We start from the raw sequence: 23427 nt of genomic DNA, 5'->3' as shown, positions 1-23427 counted from the left end.
TATGGAAATCTATCTTTTAAAATCTACGGCATGCATGGGCATTTTTTTAGTGTTCTATAAACTTTTGCTTGAAAGGGAAAGTATGCACCATTTTAAAAGATTCTTTCTATTAACTGCGCTTATTATTTCTCTAATAATTCCACAAATTGTTTTTACCGTATATATAGAAGCAGAACCAACCCCTGCTGTCACTCAAGTTTTGACCATAAATGAACAACCAGAAATAACACCAATAGTTCATGAGATGGAAGAATCGCCCATGAATTGGACCTTGATTCTTTATACTCTTTATGGTTTGGGAGTTGCAATTTTTGGATTTCGTTTTCTTTATAACATTGCCAAACTATGGATCCGTGTTAGGCGCAATACCCAAATTAAATTTAATTCCTTGGTAAAAGTCTTGTTAAAAGAAGAACTACCGCCACATACATTTCTTCGCTATATATTTCTCAACAAGCAAAAATTTGAATCTAAGAGTATACCAGCTGCTGTACTATTACATGAAGAAACCCATGCTAAGGAGTGGCATAGTTTTGATGTTCTTTTTATTGAATTGCTACAAGTTTTATTCTGGTTTAATCCGCTGATTTATGTATTTAAAAGAAGTATCAAACTCAATCATGAATTTCTAGCTGATAGTGCCGTAATTAAAGGGCAAGAAAATCAATTACACTATCAAAACACTTTACTGTCGTACTTATCAAATGACAACTCTCACACGCATCAATCCGTTGGCATTGCAAATGCCATAAATTATTCATCAATCAAAAAACGATTCATCATCATGAAAAAACAAACATCAAAAAGAGGTATTTTAATTCGAAGCGTTCTTGTATTCCCTTTAATGGTCCTTCTACTAGTTAGTTTTAGTAGTAGATCAACAGAATATATAAATGGGAATTCAACAACTAATTTTAGTATTGATAAAACAGAAAAGAAAATTCAAAAAAGAACTGTAAAACTCGCTGGTTTAGTAATTGATTCTGAAACTTTAGAACCTATAATAAATGCAGAAATCAAAAACTATAATGGAACTGTACTCACCACAACAGACAACAAAGGCTATTATTCACTTGAGTTTGTCAATGCACAACAAGGTGAAATTGACTTTAATCTCATAGTCAAAAAAGAAGGTTACAAACCGTTAGTTCAAAAAGAGCATTGGGGAAATCTTAGTGGTGAAATAAAAACTTCAATGTACTTTGGACTTCAAAAAAATAATGGACCTACACCAGAGTTCTCCAAACTATTCACAAAGAACATCAATTTAGATTATGCATCAATTGCCCAAAATATTTCTGTAATTGAAAATGAAAAATTTTTCACTTCAAAGTTAGAAGATGTAAAGAAGGGTAATACCAATTGTATTGTTGAGGTTAATAAAACACCCTATTTGGTTAGTGCTACCTCAGGGATAAAATTAAATTCTTTTAATGATGTAATAGCCATAAACGATGAAACGAATTTACCTGCATCGAAATTAAATACTTACATAAATAGAAACAACATAAAAGCAATGTCTCCATTAGAAAGCTATGACACTGCACAGTACGCTATATATACAATCTCAGGAGATATAAATACGAACTTAGACAAAAGAGCTTTTGGTTTGTATAACCGTTTAGCCAAAAAATATAACGCTATTCCCATTGCTAAAAGAACAATTCCTTTAAATGATTTAAAAGTATTGGAATCTATTTACAGAAACATGAGTGATGCCGAAAAAAAGTTGGCAGATCCATTTCCGGAATGCTTACCTAAACAAAATCAAGATGGCGCAAGTAAAGAGCAATTAGTCTACTATAATGAGCTTGCAAAAAAATACAACAGTATGATAGCTGATGGTGGCAATATCCGCATCTTGAAATCTGATATTGATCAATTAAAACATATTTACGGATTTATGTCTAAAGAGCAAAAAGAGCATGCTGAACCATTTCCTGATTTTCCAGAACCACCACCAGCACCCAAAGCTCCAAAAGCACCAAATTCTTCAGATTATGCAGATAATCAAATTAAAGAAATCATTGAAAATCAAGACCCCTATGACCATTTGAACTTAGACATCAATGGAATAAAAGGAACATCCTCAAAAACGACTATGGAACTTACTAGTACCACGGCACCCACTCCTCCTACTCCACCCTCTCCTCTTGACTACGCTATAGACATGGCAAAAAAAGGAGCAATATTTTATTTTGAAGGCGAAAAAATAACGTCTGATAAAGCGATCGACTTACTTAAAAAGATCAAAGAATTGAATATGGAATCTCGTAAGAAACTTGGAAAGACCGAAGTAAGAATCACTACCGCACCTGTAACAATACGATAGACACAACGTCAAACATATGTTAAAGCCCTCTTTTCGAGGGCTTTTTACGTACCAAAAACAAAATAGTTACGTTCACCCAGTATACATCATCATCAACTTGCCAGCCGTATGGATGGTCAAAAAACGAATTTTCATCATGATTCAAAATTTCTTCATTCTTTGTTCTGGCGCCGACTCAGAACTTTTAAAAACATGCTCTAAAGGCGAACAAAACAAATATGCAGGTATTGGTGCTACAGTTTTCTTTACTGCGGTAATGGCATTTATAGCAAGTAGCTATGCTCTGTATACCGTATTTAACAATGTCTATACCGCCGTATTTTTCGGACTCATTTGGGGACTCCTAATTTTTAACTTGGACCGTTTTATAGTATCGACCATAAAAAAACGAGGCAATTTTGGGCAAGAGTTTTTACAGGCAGTACCACGAATAGTTCTTGCCGTTATCATTGCTATCGTAATTTCAAAACCTTTGGAAATGAAGATTTTTGAAAAAGAGATCAATCAGGTTTTATTAGAGCAAAAGAATGACCTTACCCTTGCTAATAAAGATCAACTTGCCTTACAGTACACACCTAAGATAACGCAGTTAAATAACGACATCACCAACTTAAAATCTGAAATAGCAGAAAAAGAAAAAGAAACCAATGCGCTTTATGATATTTATATCAATGAAGCAGAAGGCACGGCCGGTACAAAGCTATTGGGCAAAGGACCTGTATATGCGGAGAAGCGGGAAAAACATGATGCCGCACTTGCTGAACTACAGGCATTAAAGACCACTAATGCAGAAAAAATTACAGATTTAGAAGCCCAAATAACGGCATTGAATTCAGATTATGCAGACGTGGTGAAAAATTCACAACCTATTATTGATGGTTTCGACGGATTAATGGCAAGAATTACGGCTCTAAATGAATTGCCATGGATGCCATCATTTTTCATATTTCTACTGTTCTTAGCTATTGAAACTTCGCCCATAATTGCGAAATTACTTGCTCCAAAAGGTGAGTACGACATTAAATTGGAAGAAGAAGAAAGTGTTTTAGCTACATGGGTTGCCCAAAAATTAGCGCAACGTAAATTAATAGTTGCTACAGATGGTGAAATCAATCAAAAAATTTATGAAGATTTAAAGGGCGAAGAAGAGCTATACGGATACAAAAAGAAAAAAGCGGAAGAATTGTTACGCTTACAGGCAGATAGTTTCCATAATGTTCAAACCAAAGGATTAAAATAGAAAAAGACCAATATTTCTATTGGCCTTCTTCGGTTTGGGGGAACTACCTTGAACAACTTCTTTACACAGTCATAGCCTCTAAGATCAATTCTGAATTTGTAACGTTATAGGTACATATTTCATAAATTTCCTCTTGGTTGGCAGTTTCAAAATAACCTAAGCATCTATTTGTGTTAATTACTGTTTTCATATTTTATAGTATTGGTGATTTTTTGAGTTAGTCATTAATTACACTCCAAAGGTACCTCATCAATTCAGCTTAGATCTTTGATTTCTGACCGGGGCAATCTAAGTATAGGCCAATGGACCATAAGTGTAGATGAACCTATTTTTCTTAAGCTATCCTTTAATAAATCAAAAACAGTAATGGACTCTCAACATGTTCTATACCGATAATCTTCTTAGTAAATAAGCTAATTTTATATATTGGTAATCTTAACTTTGCATTTTAATGGCATCACTGAAAGAAACCAAGAAAAAGAAGAGAAGGTTTTATAACCTTATGATCATCATAGTTCTACTAATTATAATTGCTACAGGTTTTATGGCACAGCTGGGATCGTAACAGGTTTAAGCTTAAAAATTGAATGACTGTATTCAATATTATATTGTTTTCCTTATGGCCAACGAAAATCTGAAATTCAAAAAATACCTAAAGCGCATTGGAAAAATTCTCCTTGGGCTAATTTTGCTATTTTTTGTTTTAGTCCTGTTAGTACGGACACCTTGGGCACAAAATGCCATTGTATCTAAGGTTACCAATTATATTTCTAGCAAAACACATACTAAAGTAGAAGTTGGCAAATTGTACATTACCTTTTCTGGTGATATACAAATAGAAGGTGTTTATCTGGAAGATGTTAAGGGAGATACCCTATTCTATTCAAAATCGTTACAAGCGGACATTCCAATATACCCTGCCATTTTTAAAAATGAAATTTCAATTGATGATGTTATATCTAAAGGTGTTGTTGCCAAAATAAATAGGGAGAACAACCCAGATGTTTTCAACTTTACGTTCTTAATAGATGCACTGACTACTACGACAGATACGACTGCTACAACTAGTGCCCCCATGAATATAAATGTTGGCAGCTTAGATATCACTGATTGGAAATTGAATTATTCCGATGCCTATCTTGGAACAGATATCAACCTTATACTTGGTCAATTAGATATTGACGTATCGGAATTCGACTTGAATTCCATGAAATTCTCTTTGGATGATTTTAAGTTGAGCAATACCCAACTCCAGTACGTTCAATCTCATGAATTCCCAATAACCGAAGACACCACAAGTACAGCTCTACCACATATTGAGGTGGAAGATTTTAATGTAAATAACGTAAATATCACCTACAACAGTCAGCCAGGCGGTTTACAGACCCAGTTAAAACTTGGTACCATTGAACTTACAGAAATACTGGCAGATGTATCCAAAAATAGATATGAGACAGATGACCTTGTTCTTCATGATTCAGAAATAGATGTAAAACTAAGGAGTGAAGAAACTAAAATAACTACCACCAATACAGCTGAATTTGAATGGCCGGAATTCATCATTGCAGCTAACGATATAGACCTTGCCCAGAACACATTCAGTTATTCCATAAATGGCAAACAGCAAAGCACGGAAAGCTTCAACCCCAATGCATTTAAAATTGAGCAGTTACAACTACTGGCCAAAAATTTAGAATATCGCCCAGAGCAGTTCAATTTAGATGTTTCTAAATTCTCCTTCTCAGAACCTAGCGGTATACATTTAAATCAATTGGCCTTTAAAGCTGGCTTAAACAATACCAAGGCATCACTGTCAGATGTCGTTTTTCAAATAAACAATAGTTCTGCAAATGCAGATCTTAACGTTCAGTTCAATTCGTTGAAAGATGCATTGGAAAATCCTGAAAAAAGCACCCTAACCGCAAACATTGCCGATCTAAATTTAGAGCTTGGCGACCTCTTAAAAATTCAACCGGAACTTGCCCAAAATCAATATCTAGATTCCTTATCAAAACATCCTTTTACCGGTCATTTAAAAGCAAGAGGAAACCTAAGAAAAGTTGATGATTTCAGTACAGAAATACAATGGGGGCCAGACACACATCTTGTGGCAAAAGGCAGTATTGAAAATCTTACCCAAACAGATTCACTTTTTTATAATTTGAACAATATTAGCTTTAAAAGCAATAAAACAGCTATAGACAAATTAATATCCTCCAAGGAATTAGGGATTTCTGTACCTAAAACCATTGTAGCCGAAGGTAGCTTATCTGGCGGAACTAGCTGGGTAAAACCAAACATGGCCCTTAAAATTCCAGAAGGGAATGCAAGTATAAATGCCCTTGTTGACTTTGGGGAAATCATGAAATTTGATGGTATCTTTTCTATAGACAGTCTTCAACTAGGGCAACTGTTACAGAACGATCAGTTAGGTGAAATTTCATTGCAAATAAATGCTAATGGCTCTGGTAACGAAACAAGCAATTTAGATGCCAACATAACCGGTAACATTTCGCAATTTCAATACGGCGGTTACAGTTATAAAGCGATTGATATTGACGGTATTCTAAATAATGGCAAGGGTAACATATCCGCAAATATCAACGACCCCAATTTGAATATGAATGCAGGTGCAACTTTACTTCTTACATCTAATGACAATGATATTCAATTCACTTCAAATATCATTGGGGCAGATTTAAAAGAGCTTGGACTTACAAAGGAAAACATTAAAGTTGCCGCTAATATAAATGGTGATTATACCGGCACGCCATCCAATTTTACGATTAACACCGTTATTGATGATGGTATTGCCGTAGCGGATAACGAGCAATATCAAGTGTCAACCATCATTCTAAAGGCACATGTTGAAGATACCATAACCGACGTTTCCGTACAAAGTAATTTCTTGAACGGGCAGTTGGCATCCAATGCATCGCCTAATCGTATTACCAACGCATTAAAAAAACAATTGGAACACTATTTCTCAACAGACGACACCGTCTATGAGGTCGAAGATACTATTGAAGCAAAATTGGCGATTGCCATAATACCAACACCGGTATTGTCTAAAGTATTTTTTAACGTAGTAGAAGATTTAGATTCCTTGAATATAGATGCCAGTTTTGATTCTAAAAAGAGAAAAATTTCCGCTCAAGTGAAAGTACCGCACATATCGTATGCCGGTAGTTCTGTAGATAGTTTAAATGCCTATGTAAAAGGAGATTCTGTAGACCTAAAATTCTCTGCAGGCCTTGCAGATTTAATTTACGAACCCATTCATCTTAAACAAACCTATTTAGAAGGTAGTTTAAAGAATAAAGAATTATTACTTGATTTCAATTCAAAAAATGACACGGTACAGGTCATGCACATAGCATCTGGTCTAGTATTCCAGAAAGACACTTTAAAACTCCATATTGATCCAGAAGATTTAATCCTTAATAAAAAGCAATGGGAAATTCCAGAGGATAATTCTATAGTGATCAGTGAATCATTTTCAGATTTTGAAAAAGTAATCTTTACTCGAAATTCTCAAAAGATGGAAATATCCAATACGTTTCCAAAGATGGATACGGAACATATTGGAATCCTGTTCGAGAATTTTCAGTTACAGACATTTCTCAGTTTTTTCAATCCTGATGAAGCCTTGGCAAAAGGTAAGGTAGAAGGCGATTTTGTAATCATCAATCCCTACACCGCGTCTGGGCTTGTTGCCAATTTAGATATCAAAGATTTTCAGGTACTTCAAAATCCGTTAGGCACCCTTACCCTAGATGCAACTTCCAAATCGTTATCAGAATATGACTTTGACCTTGCCCTAAAAGACGGTGGTGCAAAGCTTAATTTAACCGGAGATTATACCGCAAAACAAAATACCGCCTACCTGAATTTGGAACTGGATATTCAAAAGCTGGAAGCCAGTATAATAGAAGGATTCTCTAACGAACAATTAACGAATGCCAAGGGTTATCTAGACGGAAGCTTATTGGTAAAGGGTACCCTGGCAGAACCAAAATACTCGGGCAGAATAAACTTTAATGATTTTAGCTTAGCATTGGCGGCCTATAAGTCTACGTTTACCATAGATGATCAATTCATAGATATTGATCAAGACGAAGTAAGTTTTAATTCCTTTGCCATAGAGGACATTAATCAAGGTACATTGACTATAGACGGTACGGTTTACACAGAGAGTTTTGTCAACCCAAGTTTTGACCTAACGGTGAAAACAGATCAATTTAGAGTGTTAGATTCCAAAAAAGGAGATGATGAATTGGTCTATGGAATTGCAAGTATAAAAGCAGATGTAAAAGTACAGGGAGATTTAGAACTACCCGTTATAGATGGCAGGTTACGCATTCGCGATATTACCGATCTAACTTATGTTGTACCTCAAGACCAATTGGACATTCAGGAGCGAGACGGTGTTGTTATTTTTGTAAACAGGGAAAACCCTGATGCCATACTTACCAGATCAGATGAAGAAACTACGAATTCTTTTTTTGCCGGCATGGATATCAATACGGTTCTAGAAATTGGGAACGAGGCTAAATTTACCATTGTACTTGATGAAAAAACCCAAGACAAGTTGCAGGCATCCGGTAACGCTACATTGAATTTGAACATAGATCCAAATCAAGACATAAGACTATCGGGCAGGCTAGAATTGAACTCGGGCTATTACAGAACCAGTTTATACAACTTGGTAAGTCGCGAATTTCAATTACAAAAAGGTAGCAGTATTGTATGGAGCGGTGACCCATTCGATGCCAAAATGGACGTAACCGCTATTTATGAAATAGAGACATCTGCTTCTTCATTAATGTCTTCCATTAGTTACGGAACGGACAGCAGTGTTTCTGGCTCCTATGCACAGTCTACACCATTCTTGGTATATTTAAACATAGACGGGCAGCTTATGCAGCCAGAACTCTCCTTTGCCCTGGACATGCCAGAAAATGCGCAAGGTAACTTTGGTGGTGCCGTGTACAGTCGTATTCAACAATTGAACGAGCAAGAATCCGAATTGAACAAACAGGTATTCTCGCTCTTGGCACTGAACCGTTTTTATCCTACCACAGGAAGTGATGGTAGTAGTGGTGGCGCTGTAACTATTGCCAGAAACAACGTAAACAAAGTACTGTCTAACGAACTTACTTCCATTTCCAATAAATTACTGGGCAATACCGGTTTTGAGCTCGGTTTTGACTTGGACAGTTTTGAGGATTACGAAAGCGGAAGCGCCCAAAGTCGTACACAATTGAATATCAATGCCAGCAAAAGACTATTTAACGATCGGTTGATCGTTACCGCAGGTAGCGCAGTAGATGTTGAAGGAAGTGCATATTCCAGCGAAAGTGAAACACCATTGATCGGTAACGTAACCTTGGAGTACCTATTGAGTGAAGAAGGCACGTACAGACTAAAGGGGTTTAGAAAACAAGAGTATCAAAATATTATTGACGGTCAACTTATAGTAACGGGTTTAGCTTTTATCTTTAATCGCGAGTTCAATAAATTCAGTCAATTGTTCAGTCCGCTGAAAAAAGAGAATAAATCGTCTAAAAAAGACGCGAACAAAAAAGAAGAATAACGGTACATTGAAAACGAACAACTGCACATATAGAACTTTAATTTGTTTGGCATTTTTGCTGATATATTCATGCGGCATTGAAAAATATATTCCCGAAGGAGAGCAACTGTACACCGGTGCCGAGCTTGAGTTATTTTCCGAAGGTGAGATACATGACAGTAAAGAGGTAAAGGCCGAATTATTAAACCTTATTGAACCTAACCCGAATACCACATTTTTAGGCATGAAGCCTGCCCTATTTTTTCATTACAAGGCGCAGCGAGAAAAACCTGGATTTCTATATAAATTTTTGAATAAATCTTTTGGGGAAGAACCGGTATATTTTTCTGAAGTAAATACAGACCGTGTAGAAGAATTGATTTTAAATCGCTTGGACAATAATGGATTCTTCTATAGCAAATCATCTTCTGAAGTAGTCAACAACGACAAATTCGCTTCAGTCAATTATACGGCCAGTATGCCGCAGCCCTATGTTTTGGAAAACTATCATCTTGAATCTGACTCATTGCCCATTTATAAAGAAATAGAAAAAATGCTCTCGGAAACCTCTTTGGCAAAGGGAGATAGATTTGATTTAGATTTACTGAAGGCCGAAAGAGCAAGATTAAACAATGGATTAAAACAAAAAGGGTTTTACAACAGTCAAGAAGATCTACTCATTTTTGAGGCAGATACCAATCAATATAAAAACAGAAAATTTGACCTTTTTCTTAGACTAAAAAAAAATGTTCCCGCGCGGGCATCAATTCCGTACACTATTGATTCCATTACCGTTTACCCCAATTACACCATTGAAGGTGACACACTGCCCTTAACTGAAGAAAATGTAACCCAAATAGACAGTATTGATTTTGTACAGAATGAGCTATACTTTAAACCAAAGCTTTTAGAATCCTATCTATTATTCAATGAGGGTGACCTATACAATGCCAATATTTCTAAACAAACAAGCAATAGATTATCTGCATTGGGCAGTTACAAATATGTAAACATACAATACACGGAACTGGATACTACGGCTACCGATGGTAATGGCGGTTCATTGGCAGCAAGCATTTATTTGGCACCATTGACCAAACGCTCCATTAGGGCAGAAATACAGGCCGTATCAAAATCTAACGGCTTTACCGGTCCCGGCATTCTTCTGAGCCACACCAACAGAAATGTGTTCAACGGTGGTGAGACCTTTAGTGTTTCCGCCAATTTTAGTTATGAATCGCAATTATCAAGCGGCAGTAATTCCAGTTTAAGCAGTATAGCAGGTGGTATAAGTGCCGATCTAGTAATACCCAGGTCCATACCGTTTTCACCCAGTAGGTTTCAGTATGCCGTACCAAAAACAAAAATATCTTTAGGTTACGATTTTTTACAGCGTAGCCAATTATTTACCTTAAGTTCTGTAAATGCATCTTTTGGCTATACCTGGCAAGAAAACCAATATGTATACCACACCCTAGACCCCATCAGTATAAACTACTCAAGGCTATCAAATGTAACCGATGAGTTTCAGGCAATTTTAGACGACAATGAATATTTGAGTCAAAGTTTTGAGCAGCGTTTTATAGCAGGATTGCTCTATAGTTTCACCTATGACGAAGTATCCAAACTTAGTAAAGAGGCTCCTATTTACTTTTCAACCAACTTTGATATTGCCGGTAATATGCTAAATCTTATTAGCGGTGGTTCAGAAACTATTTTTGGCTCTACATACGCCCAATATGCAAAAGCCGATGCAGATTTAAGATTGTACCTACGTTGGAAAAAGGAGCGCACCTTGGTATCCCGTATTTATGCAGGTTGGGGCGTTCCATACGGCAATAGTTCAACATTACCCTTTGTTAAACAGTTTTATTCCGGCGGTCCATATAGTGTTAGGGCGTTTAACATCCGTTCTTTAGGACCCGGTAATTTTAATGCGGAAACTGAAAATGCCACTACCGATTATTTTGACCAATCCGGTAACCTTAAGCTAGAAGCTAATTTAGAATATCGTTTTCCACTTTTTTCCTATTTAAAAGGCGCTTTTTTTGTTGATGCAGGTAATGTGTGGCTGACCGGTGACTACTCTGAACTAGAAGAAAACCAACTGAACAGCAGTTTTTCCGAAACACTTTTTACAGATGGTAAATTTGAAAAAGACTGGCTTACTGAGGTTGCTGCGGGAGTAGGGTTTGGTTTACGATTAGATGTTCAAAATTTTGTTATCCGTCTTGACCTTGCGTCTCCATTAAGAATTCCGTACGAAGCTAAAAACGAACGATGGAACGTACCTTTCTTTGGAAATGCCGATAATAACATGACCTTAAACTTTGCTATTGGCTATCCTTTTTAACACCTAATTTCCCCACATACGCTTCCAAAGGGCAGTCATCAGTCGTTTTGCATCCCGTTTAAATTTAGGTCTTTCTTCCACAATGAGATCTTCCCCATTGGGCACCAGTTTATAACTGAAGGCAAATTGGGTTTCGTTTTCATCCAAACTTATAAGTCCAAATCTTAAATCATTTAAATAAAGGTCCCCTTCTCTTTCTGTAATGGTATACCAGCCTTCTGTTATTTTAATAAGTCGTACTATCTTATCATTATCCGCCCATTTACCCAACAGTTCATGATTCTTTGGAAATGCAGAAAATGAAACATCCTTAGTATCAAAAAAAGAATACTCTCCCATCAAATACGCATCTTCAGTATCTATATTCGCCATCCATAATACCGTATTCAATGGCGCCGGGCGTGTATTCATATCACTGTAAACAATACCTTGTTCCATTAAGGCATTCTCAAATCTTTGAAAAGCGATTCCTTTTAAAACAAGGGTAAATAGCAAATATGCTGTACTAATGGCAAGCCCTAAATGAACATATTTTTGACGTTTAACGGAAGTTCTTTTTTTGAAAATTGCCATAATCAAAAAAATGATAAAAGGAATAGTGTATAAAGGGTCTATTACGAAAATGCTTTGAAATGCCAACCGCGTATTAAAGGGCCAGAACAATTGTGTTCCCCAAGTGGTAAAAGCATCTAATAACGGGTGAGTGAACAATCCCCAGAACATTAACCATGACCATTCTCTCCAAGTTGCAGATTCTTTCCTATTTATCTTCCAGACCAACCACCCGAACACAGGAGCAAAAAGCACTGAAAAGAATATGGAGTGACTAAAACCCCTATGCCATTCCGTTGCCGTAACCGTATCAAGGAAATAACGCGTAATAACATCTAAATCTGGTATGGTACCGGCAATAGCTCCATACAACATTGCCTTATTACCCACTTTTTTACCAAGCACGGCTTCACCAACGGCTGCCCCTAGTACTATTTGTGTTAATGAATCCATTTAGTATATCATTCAATTATGAGATTTCTCTCAGCAGAAATTAATTGACCTTCCGTCCCCATACCCTCAATAAAAAAAGTGACATTAGATTGAAACGTATTTAAAATTTTAAGGGTCGCAATACCGTTTTCATTAGTAATTAACTCAGGAACCCAGTGTATGGTTCCAAAATTTTCAAATTCATTGGAAAAGTATGACGTGTATTTAGGAGTATAAAACTTCTTTACTTTTTCAAACCCTTCTTTAAACTCATACTTAAAAATAGTATTATCTGAACTACCTTTATCCGTATACCCCCTTGGTAACCTGCGCGTGTATATTCTTATAACACCTCCAGAACCCCTTACTCCTTCACCAGCTCCTGTTTTATCAATTAAAAAACTTTCCACTTCGTTAGTTGGCATTCTATATAAAAGGTCAAAAGTATTTAACCGTACATTATTCAAATAAATAGCAGGTACAGGCATTGCCCTTTTAGATTCAAACGACTGCACGGTACGTATTCTAATAATGACACGATCTGTACTACCAAAACTTAGCTCTTCTCTTACATAGTAACCTCTAGACCTAATTATATCACTTACTAACGGAAAATTTACTTCTATATCTTCTGTTACTTCGGTCATTTTGCCTTTTAGGTATTTAGGGATAAAAACATTGTTTTCTACCGTTGTTTTCATCCTTTCTTCAACCACGGTAACCTCATTTAAATTAATTGTATTATCGGCAGAAATTAATCCGGACATCTTAATATTTTCGTTAAAATCTTCAGGTTTAGGAATAACTTTCTCATTCCAAATTTGATTTAATTTTTCAGGCAGTTCGGCCGTAACCATATTTATCCCAACAGTGGGCTTTCTTAATGTTTTGTTATTTATTAAAGTGAATTCCAACATGTCTCCTTTCTCAGGAAAATATTTTGGAATAAGAAATTTATTATCTAAAATATCCAAATACCTACTTCTATTATCAGGATAACTAACCAACAGTTTATCATTAGAAGAAACTTCTTGTCCATAAAGAGTACCTTCCAAATCAATTCCATTTTCAAATTCATAAAATTGATTTGGAGGTCCTCTAAAAATATCATTCCAATCGTACCGAGACCAACCTTGTGTCATTAACAAAAGGTCTAGCTCATTCTGTTTTTTTGTAGTTATATCTTCAAAGTAATATTTAGGATTTTCTATAAAACCTTTTATATAGGGTTTTAAATAAAAGGTGCTATAAATAGAGTTTTTTTGATTGTGAGAAATTGTGTTACCCGGTAAAACAGAGACACTTAAGTTTTGCTGAAATACATCAGTATCAAGCAGTTTCACTTGTATTTTCAATGAATCGGTTTCTAAAGCCAATTTGCGTACTTCTAATTTAGCATCAAAAAGATCTGCATAATTAAAAATTAATCGTTCAGCTATGGGCTTACCGTCAGAATTAAACAAGGTCAAGATATTCATTCCCTTATTAAGCACTTCCTTGTTTAAAACTTTAGATACAAACAGACTATTTTTAGGAAAAGCTAGCGGTATTCTGTTTGCGTGGCAATCTTTATGCACCAACAAATAAAACTGTTTTTCATTAATAATCTCTTTTGTTGCAACGTTTGTAGTAAGACTTATAATGAACTGATCATTATTAAAACTCTTTACGGTAAAAGAAATACCAACCTTAGAAGGCTTTTGTATTTTGGTCGTTTTTGTACTACCATCGTCAAATTTTATTTTAGCCACATATTCAATACCCTCCTTTGGATTAAAATTAAATTTCCCTAAACCAAAAATTGATGTATAAAATCTAGCAACTTGCGTATCATTAGTATCGAATACCGACCCTTCTACTATTTTTACACCATAGCCATTAGCATCAGTCACCTTTACACCCATAACACCGGGTGCATCTTCAATTAAATTACCGCCCTCAGGCAGAAATTGAATATCATATTCCCTAACTGATTTAGCCTTTTCAATTAGCTTCTCATTTAATATGGTAATCTTCTGAACAAATGAATCATCTTCTATAAAATTCTTCATCCAATTGGTACTTGAACGAAGATAATACTCGCCACTCGCAAGCATTGAATCTACAGCGATATTACCTTTAAAATAACCATTGCTTGCTTTAAAATGATAGTCATCAAATTTCTTGCCGTCAACATTATACAACCCTACGTGAACCGTTGTAGTTTCACTGAACGGTTTACCATTATGCCTATCATACACATAACCTTTTAACCAAACTTCTTCATTGACTATGTACGTTGTTTTATTAGTATGTAGAAATACGGACTCTCGTGGTAATTCAAAATACTTTAAGAATTTATCCTTGACCAATTTGTTACCAATTTCATTTTGGGCCAACAGAATATTTGAAATCAGAATAAGAAATAAAAGCGTTATTCTATGCATAAAAAGACGGAAAAATATTACACCGTTAAATCTATGAATAAAATATTCTTACTCAATAATCCCCATCTTTTTTAACAGAAAAGAAGCGTTCATATTTTGGCATATACCATCTTTGAACGTATAATCAAAATGCAATTCGTTATCTATGATTTCAGCATCAAAATAATGGTTTTTAACCGCATTATATTCATTGGCGACTTCACATAGACTAAGGTCGTGAGTGGCTATAATCCCTGTAGAGTTACTTTTCACCAAGCGTTCCACAAACTTTCGAGATCCTAATGCCTTATCAGTACTATTTGTTCCTTTTAAGATTTCATCCAGTACAATAAAGTAACGGTCAACTTGTATTTCATCTACTATATAACGTAAGCGTTTTAACTCAGAAAAGAAGTAAGACTCATCATCTGTCAATGAATCTGTAGTACGCATGCTCGTTATTAATTTTATAGGGGAATAACTAATCGTTTCTGCGCAAACTGGCAAACCAACATTCGCCATCATAATCTGCAAGGATACCGTTCTTAAAAACGTACTTTTACCTGCCATGTTCGCTCCTGTGATAATAAAGAACTGTCCGCCCTCTATAGTAATATCATTCAAGATACTTTTCTTGGGATCCAATAAGGGGTGACCTGCATTTTTGGATTTCAACACCACCTCATCATCAGTAATTGTAGGATACGTAAAATTTGGATGGTTAAAAGCAAAGTTCCCTAAACTGTTATAAGCATCAAAAAATGCAATAGTATTGAACCAGGTTTCCACACTTTTACCGTGTTCTTCGATCCATTTTTCTACTGCAAGACAATCGGTTAACGATCGAAGAAAAAATCCGTTAGCAAATATTAAATACAATAGATTATTATTTCGGTCTAGATTGCTCAATAACGAAGCAAATTTCTTTAAGACCTTAGAATTTTGCTCCCCATTACTTAGAATATTCGCCTTCTGCCTCTTTAATAAATTTGAAGTGAATTCAGTCTCTTCAATCATAGCCAATAGCTGATTATACTGATCAAACGTAGACTTCATTTTTGAGGCACTTTGACCTAAATTGGTCACTTTTTTAGTAAACAAACCAACAATGACCATTCCTAAAACCAGCCATGTAATCAACACTGATTCTGGTAGATAATCCAAAAAGTACGCTATGAATATAGTTACTGAAATAATAGAAAATACGGAAGGAATAAATTTCATCGCCTTTGGCACAAAGGACTTATAGTTCTTTAACCAAGTAGTGATAGTACGTGTAGAAGTTTCTGTTTTCGTCAATGCTGCCATGGCTGAAAACTCTTGCCTCCAATCTACTTTCTCCGCTATCTCGGCAATAGCTTCTTGTTTTTCCTTTATCTCATTTATGGAATTTTCCTTATAGATATCTGCCAACAATAAGCTACCCTCGGCAAGTTTTGTTCTATTGGAAACTTGATAAAAAGAACCTTCGCCAAAAAGATCAATATCTTGACTGAAATAATGAATATCGTCAGCATATTCCTTTCCGTTGGGAAGGTTAGAATAATCCCTATTCAACACCTGTAACTCTACCGCATTAATTTCCTTTAATGCCTCTAATTTTGATTTTTGATGTTTAAGATTCGTGTATTTGCTCACCAGATACAAGAACAACGGTATACCCACACACAATACACCAATGACATATTTAGCATCTACAGATGCGAAATATATGGCAACAATGGTCCCAAGAAATATTAGCAAACGAAGTATACTGAACGTAAATAACTGTTTGTTCAGTGCCTCGATCTGTTTTTCAAAACCGTTTACTTTAGTGGTATAAAACTCTTGTAAATTATTCATTCAAATAAACCTATTATAAAAGGTAAAGATAACCTTAGAAAATGGTTTCTATAAATGGAAAGTAGTTTTAAAGTGCTTCAAGCTCCGCCTTAAGCTTTTTGGTCAGTTTAGAAACTACCAAATCGTACGAATGGTCAATAAGCTCTTTTGTTAAGTCTTTAGAGATGCTATCAAGGTAGACCGTATTCCAATGTTTTTTGCTCATGTGCCAGCCTTCTATAATACCATCATGTTCTTCACGAAGTTCTATAGCCCTATCAGGATCACATTTTAGGTTAATACGCAAAGGCACATGATCCAAACCACATAAGGCGAACATCTTGCCCATTACTTTGAATACCAGGGTAACCTCATCAAAAGGAAAGGATTCTGTAACACCCTTTTTCGCTATGCAGTACTCCCGGTATTCTTCAACATTCATTTTATGATTTTTTGGATTTTACCTTTTCTAAAAACGCTGAGGCATTTTGCCAATAATATCTGATTTTTAAAAAAGTCTTATCTCCAATATCATTAGACTCAACAGTTTCCATAGCAACGCCACCTATTTTTTCATAATAGGAAATCGCAGCGGCGTTGGTATCTAAAACCCATAGGTAAAAACCATTTTCACTATTCCGCGTTAGGATTTCTTCCGCTAAAGCGGCCATTAATTTTGTACCTACACCTTTTCCTTGAGTATGTAAGCCTACATGTAAATTATCCAGTAATGTACCGTATTGGGCATCATGATTGAAATAGGCACACATAAAACCCAAAAACTCGCCATCTTCCTCCGCTATAACAACAAATTGATCATCTGACGGATTTTCAAAGCGCTTTTTCCATTCAATTAATCTATTATCGAATGCCTGATGATCTAAAAAATGATCACTAAAGGAGTCTCTATAATTTTGCTGCCAGCTTACGGAATGTAAAGTTGCAATGTTCTCAACATCAACTTTAGCAGCCTTTCTAAAAACCATAATATCGATCTTAGATTCCTGTGGAATCGTAAACGATTACCTTAGACCATAGCTTTTCCGACTCTTCTATAAACAGTTTATGAGGAGCCTCATCTTGATAGGCTTGTTGAGATTCCGCAGAATCAAAACTTACGATCAATGAATAGGTAAAAGAACCATCTACTACATCTCTACTAGCCTTTGGAGGAGTGCCAATAAATTTTGTCTTCGCATAACCAGAGTTATCTAAAAATTTACGCAAAGAAGTTTCAAAAGCGGTTCTGTCTGCTTGATTATCAGGATTTTTCAACCAAAAAAATACAGTATGGGAAAAATTAGCATCAAATTCTGTCATTTTATCATCATTTTGACCAAAAGTTACAGTGGTCATTAGTGTTATTACAAGGATACAAATTAAGTTTTTCATTTTAAAATTCATTTTTAATTACTGTTTTTCTTCTAATAGTTCTATTTGTTTTTGTGGAATTTTTAGGGCAGTATAATCAAGTGTCCACCCAATAGTTTCCACAATTTTTTCCATAATCAAAACGGTTTGCAAGGCTTCTTTTCTGGCCGTATCCATCAATCCGCTTTCCGGTATTTTCTCTCTAATGTGACTCTTGGCTTCTGCGTTCAACTTTGTAAGATCATCAGGAGCAAAGAAGTTGAAAAATCCGCTTTTAATATCATAAAACTCCAATTCTGGTTCAATACTCAATACTTCTGGTTGAGGAAAATTATCAAGAACAATTGTTTTTTTACTCTCATCTGCATGCATTAGTATTTTACTTAGATCATAACCAATATGGGCCTTCGCTTTTATAACAACAAGTGCTTTCTTTTTACTGCTTACCAAACTCATGAAATCCTTTACATTTTCATATTTGTAGATTTCGGCAAATTCCCCTTCTACAGAGATCAATTTGCAAACGCTTTTCATTTTTTCCAACAACACGGTAGATTGGTGTGTGGTTATCTCTTTACTTTTCTTGCCCTTAAAAAAATTAAAGAGCCAATACATACCAATGGCCCCTAAAACCAGACCTAGAATCGTATCAAAAATATTATCCATTTTTATTTCCTATTTCGCCTAAATGCGTAAACTTAAACCCTTTATCGTATTTAAGTCCGTAACCAAAGATACGGTCCATAGCCGTATGTATAAAAAGAATTGTACCTATTAATTGAACAATGGGCAGCATAAAGTAAATACCCACAAAATACAAAAGCACGGCAAAACCCCTGTGATGAAATAGGTTAAAGGACATTGCCCCAATTTTAGCACCCAATAAATAACCTAACATAGAAACATCTGGAGTAAGTATCAAAACCGGCAACCACCACCATTGATAACCTAATAGACCAAACATAAAAATACCAAGAACCATTAAGGCGAGTTCCTCTAATTTCAGTAGATTTTTCATAATCATTCAATTTTATAAAGCACAGGTCTGCTTGGGCTGGCATCATTTTCAAAAGGTGCCACCTGTAGATTTAAAAAGTACGAACCGTCAACAATCGATTCCGGAACATAAATAAATTCTGTAATCGTTGCATTTAATCTTACTTCCCCATTAAAATTCCAAAAGGCCTTGTGTGCCAAAAGAGCACCGTTGTCCTTTTCTTTATCTACAGAAGGTAAATCTATTAGTAAATGTTCAACACCAAGTTCTCTCAAAAACACCATGGCATCTTCTATAATGTATGGCGGATTACTATTGGAGTACTGTCGGTTTAATTTCATAGCTGTATTGGGCAAAGTTCTTATCACCAATGCGCCAGGAGTTGTTCCACCTAAGGCTTTTTGTAACTGTTCTTTAGTAATGACCAAATCTTGGTTTTCTTTTGAAGGTGAAATAGTAATGACCTCCGCTAGAAAGAAAAACTGTTGTAAATATTTGTTTACAGATTGATGTTCAGCTGATATATGCCCTACACATTCAGTATGCGTACCATGCGAATGCGGATTAAACCAAATATCATAAAAGTTAGTACTGGCACCTGCAGGAATACTACCAACAAAATCCTTATCCCGATGCGGTTCTATTTTGGGAGCATCAATATACCATGCGTTGACATTATCCTTTTTATTGGTTATGGCAATAGAAATATCCAATGGTTTAGACAGGTCAATTTGATACTGGTTAGCATTGTGGGTAATGATAGTTTTCATTTTAATTATGCTCAAATTACAAGGTTGTTTTGAGATAAGAAATTTACGACTTTTTGTGCGGTTATGATTAAAGCATATAGATCAGATAAGTATTCGCGTTCCGGACCCGTTCTCGATACAATTTTTCATTTCCGTTTTACTCCAATAAAAAATCACTCGAACTGACAGTACCTTTTACTTTTACCTTTACAAACGGATTATTTCAAGCACCAATGTCACTTCGAATAAATTTACGAGGCACAAGGAAATTTGTATCGAGAAGCTAGCGTGTTCGAATATCCGTTGTCGATACAATTTTATTTTCCCGTTTTACTCTAATAAAAAATCACTCGAACTGACGGTACGTTAGACTTCAACCTTTACAAACAGTTTATTTCAAGCACCAATGTCTCTTCGAGTGAATTTACGAGGCACGAGGAAATTTGTATCGAGAACTTTTTTGTTACTATCTAAATCGTATATTGAAAATGTGATTACTTACTATGTTTATATATTAGAATGTGCTGACAACAGCTTTTATACCGGAATAACATCTAACCTAATTCAAAGATTAGAATCTCATCAATCTGGAAAATATAAGAATAGTTACACAAGCAAAAGACGACCTGTAATACTCGCTTTTTATTGTGAATTTACTGATCCTAACTTGGCTATAGAGACCGAAAAACGAATAAAAAAATGGTCTCAAGCGAAGAAGAATGCCTTGATAGCTGGGGAATATGAAAAATTACCGAATCTTGCGAAAAAGAAATTTCGGTAAATCGAGAAACTTTCATGTTCCAAACCTGTTCTCGATACAATTTTTCATTTCCGTTTCACTCCAATAAAAAACCACTCGAACTGACAGCATATTTTGTACTATTTCAAATTCACCATAAACAGATCTGCCGCAATACCATCGGCTAAAAACATGCCTTTTTTAGTGGTTTTCAAGATGTCACCATCCACGAACAGCAAATGTTCTTCTATAAATTTATCAGCTTGCAATAAAACGTACTCTTTGTATTTAGGTCCGAATTCGGTTGAAATTCTAGATAAGGAAACTCCCCATATAGTACGCAAGCCCGTCATCACATACTCGTTATACTTATCGGTCGAAGAAAGTACCTCAACCTCCATGGGTACTATGTTCTGTGCTATGGATTTTATGTATTTGGGATTGTTATCGATATTCCATCCACGTTGCACACCGTCAAAAGAATGTGCGGACGGACCAACACCTATATACTTTTTCTGTTGCCAGTAGGCAGAATTGTTTTGGGAGTAATAACCGGGTTTCCCAAAGTTGGAGATTTCGTAGCAATCAAATCCTTCTGACAATAAGGTTTCATTCAATACGTTGAAATGCTCTTGAGTTTCTTCGTCGGTAGCGGGAGTAATCAATCCGTCTTCAACAAATTTCGCCAATGCCGTTTTTGGCTCAACCGTTAAGGCATAACTTGAAATATGAGGAATACCGAAACCTAATGCTTTATCAATATTTTGTTTCCACCGAACTAAGGTCATATTAGGCATACCGTAAATAAGGTCAATTGAAATATTATCGAAATGTTCGCTTGCCAATTGCAAACACTTTTCAGCTTCCAGAGCGTTATGTGCACGGTTCATCAACTTTAAATCCTCCTCAAAAAAAGATTGAATGCCAATACTCAATCTATTAATTGGGCTAGCTGCCAGTTGCAAAATTTTCTCTTCGGATAAATCATCAGGATTCGCTTCTAAGGTAATTTCCGGACGGTCCACAACATTATAATGTTCACGAACCGCCGCAATCAGTTGTTCAATCTCTTCCGTCTCTAAGACCGAAGGTGTACCACCACCAAAATAAATAGTAGCTACCTGTTCACCTAAAAATTCGGCTTTGCGCAATTCCAGCTCTTTACACAATGCCTTCACCATTGCTTCTTTCTTCCCCATTGTAGTAGAAAAATGAAAATCGCAATAATGGCAAGCCTGCTTGCAAAATGGGATGTGGATGTAGATTCCGCTCATTTGTTCAATTAACAATTAGCAATAAGCAATTATCAGTTTGCAATAAAAAATTACATATTAGCTGTTTTCTAATAATCATCTAATTCTCACTTATTTTTAATTCTTGTAGATTTAAGTATAGCGAACATAATTTTAGAAAGCTCATCATCTTTTTCAATTAACCCATTCGCAATTGACAATTCAATATATTCTGAATCCTTTAAAAGGCTTAACCAATATTTAGTCTCTAGGCTTTCTTTATAAGCTATTGAAATCTTAGAAGAAAAATCTGCTTTTGAAATTGCTCCGTTAGCTTCTGCAATATTAGCTCCAATAGATGTCCCTGCTCTTAAAAGTTGTTTAGATAAAACATATTCCCTCTTTTTCTTAGTAAGTTCTTGATATCGTTTGACAATTTTTAAAGCAAAATCATAAGACTTACTCAAAAGAGGATTTTCATTATTCATTGCTAATTGTTAATTGAAGATTACTTCTTAACACGTTTCTCATTCTGCTTCACGAATGCATCCCAGCCAGAGTAGCTTTTACCCACAACATCAATTCTGCTTTCATTATAAAAATGACAAACGGCAGCAGCTAGTCCGTCCGTGCTATCTAGGTTTTTAGGGAGTGTTTTAAGTCCTAATACACTTTGCAGCATTCTTGCCACTTGTTCTTTACTTGCGTTACCATTACCGGTAATGGCCATTTTTATTTTTTTGGGAAGATATTCCGTAATAGGAATTTGACGTGAGAGTCCGGCTGCCATGGCAACACCTTGTGCTCTACCAAGCTTTAACATAGACTGTACGTTCTTACCAAAGAAAGGAGCTTCGATCGCAATTTCGTCTGGGTGATAGGTATCTATAAGTTCTATTGTTCGTTCAAAAATCAGCTTCAATTTGGTATATGGGTCGTTATACTTTTGTAGAAGCAATTCGTTCATTTGAACAAACTCCATTTTTTTACCCACCACTTTTATGAGTCCAAAACCCATAATAGTAGTACCAGGGTCAATACCCAAAATTATTTTTTCGTTCGCCAAAATGCTTAGTTTGTTTTTAATTGAATGGGTATACGGTATTTGGTATTTACCGGAATTCCTCTTTTTATAGCGGGTGCAAGTTTAGGAAGATTCTTTAAGCTTTGGGTAACCACACCGTCAAATTCTGGCATTTGATCTAGCACCAATACATTCTTTTCTATGTTGGACACTCTTATCCTTCCCAAAGTATCTATTACAAAGATGACATCAACGGTTTCACTTTCCTTATCCGTTAAGGTAAATTCAAAATCATTTAATGTTTCTTGAAAATGGGAAATCAAGATTTCTTCAAAGCAAATTTTCTGTTGGTCTTTGGTTACTGCCTCATCACAGCTATAGAAAAAAGGATAAGAATCTACACTGTTCCAATCTATATGGCGTAATTCTTCATTAATAAGTTCTTGCGTTCTTTTTTGTTTAGAATCAAAGAACGAACAAGAACTTATAAGAATTAACACAAGAAAATAGATAACTCGTTTCATTACACCTGTTCTACGGGTGAAATTACGATTTTTTTGAGGAGTTATTTCAACTATTAAAACCTACTATAAAATATTATCTTT

19 protein-coding genes are annotated in these 23427 nt (G+C 35.5%); 5 read left to right on the top strand and 14 right to left on the bottom strand.

Annotated features, from left to right (window positions below):
- Position 1 precedes the first annotated feature (1 nt).
- Both YQ22_RS10750 and YQ22_RS10745 read left to right on the top strand, forming a co-directional pair.
- Positions 2 to 2332 (top strand): M56 family metallopeptidase, encoded by a 2331-nt coding sequence (locus YQ22_RS10750; protein WP_071341215.1) that lies wholly within the window; start codon positions 2 to 4, stop codon positions 2330 to 2332.
- Positions 2333 to 2468: 136 nt separating this feature from the next.
- The gene (locus tag YQ22_RS10745) at positions 2469 to 3572 is read left to right on the top strand and encodes a DUF4407 domain-containing protein (protein WP_071341214.1); all 1104 of its coding nucleotides are present in this window, start codon (positions 2469 to 2471) and stop codon (positions 3570 to 3572) included.
- 61 nt (positions 3573 to 3633) lie between these two features.
- Here the strand turns inward: YQ22_RS10745 and YQ22_RS19385 are convergent, their stop codons facing one another.
- A complete protein-coding gene (locus tag YQ22_RS19385) occupies positions 3634 to 3762 on the bottom strand; it encodes a hypothetical protein (protein WP_257786201.1) in 129 nt (42 codons plus the stop codon).
- Positions 3763 to 4191: 429 nt separating this feature from the next.
- Between YQ22_RS19385 and YQ22_RS10740 the strand changes: the two genes are divergently transcribed.
- Entirely contained in the window at positions 4192 to 9168 is a 4977-nt protein-coding gene (locus YQ22_RS10740; RefSeq protein WP_071341213.1) for a translocation/assembly module TamB domain-containing protein, read from the top strand.
- Positions 9169 to 9214: 46 nt separating this feature from the next.
- Positions 9215 to 11500, top strand: coding sequence for a translocation and assembly module lipoprotein TamL (gene tamL / locus YQ22_RS10735; RefSeq protein WP_071341212.1), 2286 nt, complete (start codon positions 9215 to 9217; stop codon positions 11498 to 11500).
- Positions 11501 to 11503: 3 nt separating this feature from the next.
- Here the strand turns inward: tamL and YQ22_RS10730 are convergent, their stop codons facing one another.
- The 9 genes from YQ22_RS10730 to YQ22_RS10690 form a co-directional block, all read right to left on the bottom strand.
- On the bottom strand, positions 11504 to 12505 hold the full coding sequence (locus YQ22_RS10730; RefSeq protein ID WP_071341211.1) for a metal-dependent hydrolase: 1002 nt from the start codon (positions 12503 to 12505) through the stop codon (positions 11504 to 11506).
- Between the two features lie 8 nt (positions 12506 to 12513).
- The gene (locus YQ22_RS10725; protein ID WP_071341210.1) at positions 12514 to 14910 is read right to left on the bottom strand and encodes a hypothetical protein; all 2397 of its coding nucleotides are present in this window, start codon (positions 14908 to 14910) and stop codon (positions 12514 to 12516) included.
- Positions 14911 to 14958: 48 nt separating this feature from the next.
- Complete coding sequence (locus YQ22_RS10720) at positions 14959 to 16731, bottom strand: MutS-related protein (protein WP_071341209.1); 1773 nt, start codon at positions 16729 to 16731, stop codon at positions 14959 to 14961.
- Between the two features lie 67 nt (positions 16732 to 16798).
- Positions 16799 to 17152 carry an MmcQ/YjbR family DNA-binding protein gene (locus YQ22_RS10715; RefSeq protein WP_071341208.1) on the bottom strand — a complete coding sequence of 118 codons (354 nt, stop codon included), beginning with the start codon at positions 17150 to 17152 and terminating at the stop codon, positions 16799 to 16801.
- Position 17153: 1 nt separating this feature from the next.
- Positions 17154 to 17696 (bottom strand): GNAT family N-acetyltransferase, encoded by a 543-nt coding sequence (locus tag YQ22_RS10710; RefSeq protein WP_071341207.1) that lies wholly within the window; start codon positions 17694 to 17696, stop codon positions 17154 to 17156.
- Between the two features lie 10 nt (positions 17697 to 17706).
- The gene (locus YQ22_RS10705; RefSeq protein WP_071341206.1) at positions 17707 to 18102 is read right to left on the bottom strand and encodes a Dabb family protein; all 396 of its coding nucleotides are present in this window, start codon (positions 18100 to 18102) and stop codon (positions 17707 to 17709) included.
- 18 nt (positions 18103 to 18120) lie between these two features.
- Complete coding sequence (locus YQ22_RS10700; RefSeq protein ID WP_071341205.1) at positions 18121 to 18747, bottom strand: DUF4230 domain-containing protein; 627 nt, start codon at positions 18745 to 18747, stop codon at positions 18121 to 18123.
- The gene (locus YQ22_RS10695) at positions 18740 to 19099 is read right to left on the bottom strand and encodes a DUF4260 domain-containing protein (protein ID WP_071341204.1); all 360 of its coding nucleotides are present in this window, start codon (positions 19097 to 19099) and stop codon (positions 18740 to 18742) included. The genes YQ22_RS10700 and YQ22_RS10695 overlap by 8 nt, the downstream gene beginning before the upstream one ends.
- 2 nt (positions 19100 to 19101) lie before the next feature.
- Positions 19102 to 19848 carry a cyclase family protein gene (locus YQ22_RS10690; RefSeq protein ID WP_071341203.1) on the bottom strand — a complete coding sequence of 249 codons (747 nt, stop codon included), beginning with the start codon at positions 19846 to 19848 and terminating at the stop codon, positions 19102 to 19104.
- A gap of 469 nt (positions 19849 to 20317) precedes the next feature.
- On the opposite strand from YQ22_RS10690, the gene YQ22_RS10685 reads away from it, so the two are divergent.
- Positions 20318 to 20608: a GIY-YIG nuclease family protein gene (locus YQ22_RS10685; protein ID WP_071342564.1), complete on the top strand. Its 291-nt coding sequence runs from the start codon at positions 20318 to 20320 to the stop codon at positions 20606 to 20608.
- Positions 20609 to 20706: 98 nt separating this feature from the next.
- Here the strand turns inward: YQ22_RS10685 and hemW are convergent, their stop codons facing one another.
- The 4 genes from hemW to YQ22_RS10665 all read right to left on the bottom strand — a co-directional run bounded on the left by hemW (position 20707) and on the right by YQ22_RS10665 (position 23346).
- Entirely contained in the window at positions 20707 to 21840 is a 1134-nt protein-coding gene (hemW, locus tag YQ22_RS10680) for a radical SAM family heme chaperone HemW (RefSeq protein ID WP_071341202.1), read from the bottom strand.
- Positions 21841 to 21926: 86 nt separating this feature from the next.
- Entirely contained in the window at positions 21927 to 22286 is a 360-nt protein-coding gene (locus tag YQ22_RS10675; protein ID WP_071341201.1) for a four helix bundle protein, read from the bottom strand.
- 20 nt (positions 22287 to 22306) lie between these two features.
- Positions 22307 to 22864 carry a crossover junction endodeoxyribonuclease RuvC gene (gene ruvC, locus YQ22_RS10670; protein WP_058104024.1) on the bottom strand — a complete coding sequence of 186 codons (558 nt, stop codon included), beginning with the start codon at positions 22862 to 22864 and terminating at the stop codon, positions 22307 to 22309.
- Between the two features lie 5 nt (positions 22865 to 22869).
- The gene (locus YQ22_RS10665) at positions 22870 to 23346 is read right to left on the bottom strand and encodes a hypothetical protein (protein ID WP_071341200.1); all 477 of its coding nucleotides are present in this window, start codon (positions 23344 to 23346) and stop codon (positions 22870 to 22872) included.
- Positions 23347 to 23427 lie beyond the last annotated feature (81 nt).

Source organism: Maribacter sp. 1_2014MBL_MicDiv (genome assembly GCF_001865655.1).
GTDB classification, from domain to species: domain Bacteria; phylum Bacteroidota; class Bacteroidia; order Flavobacteriales; family Flavobacteriaceae; genus Maribacter; species Maribacter dokdonensis.
Note: the sequence above shows the minus strand (reverse complement) of the source record. Positions and strands in the feature narration are given on the sequence as shown.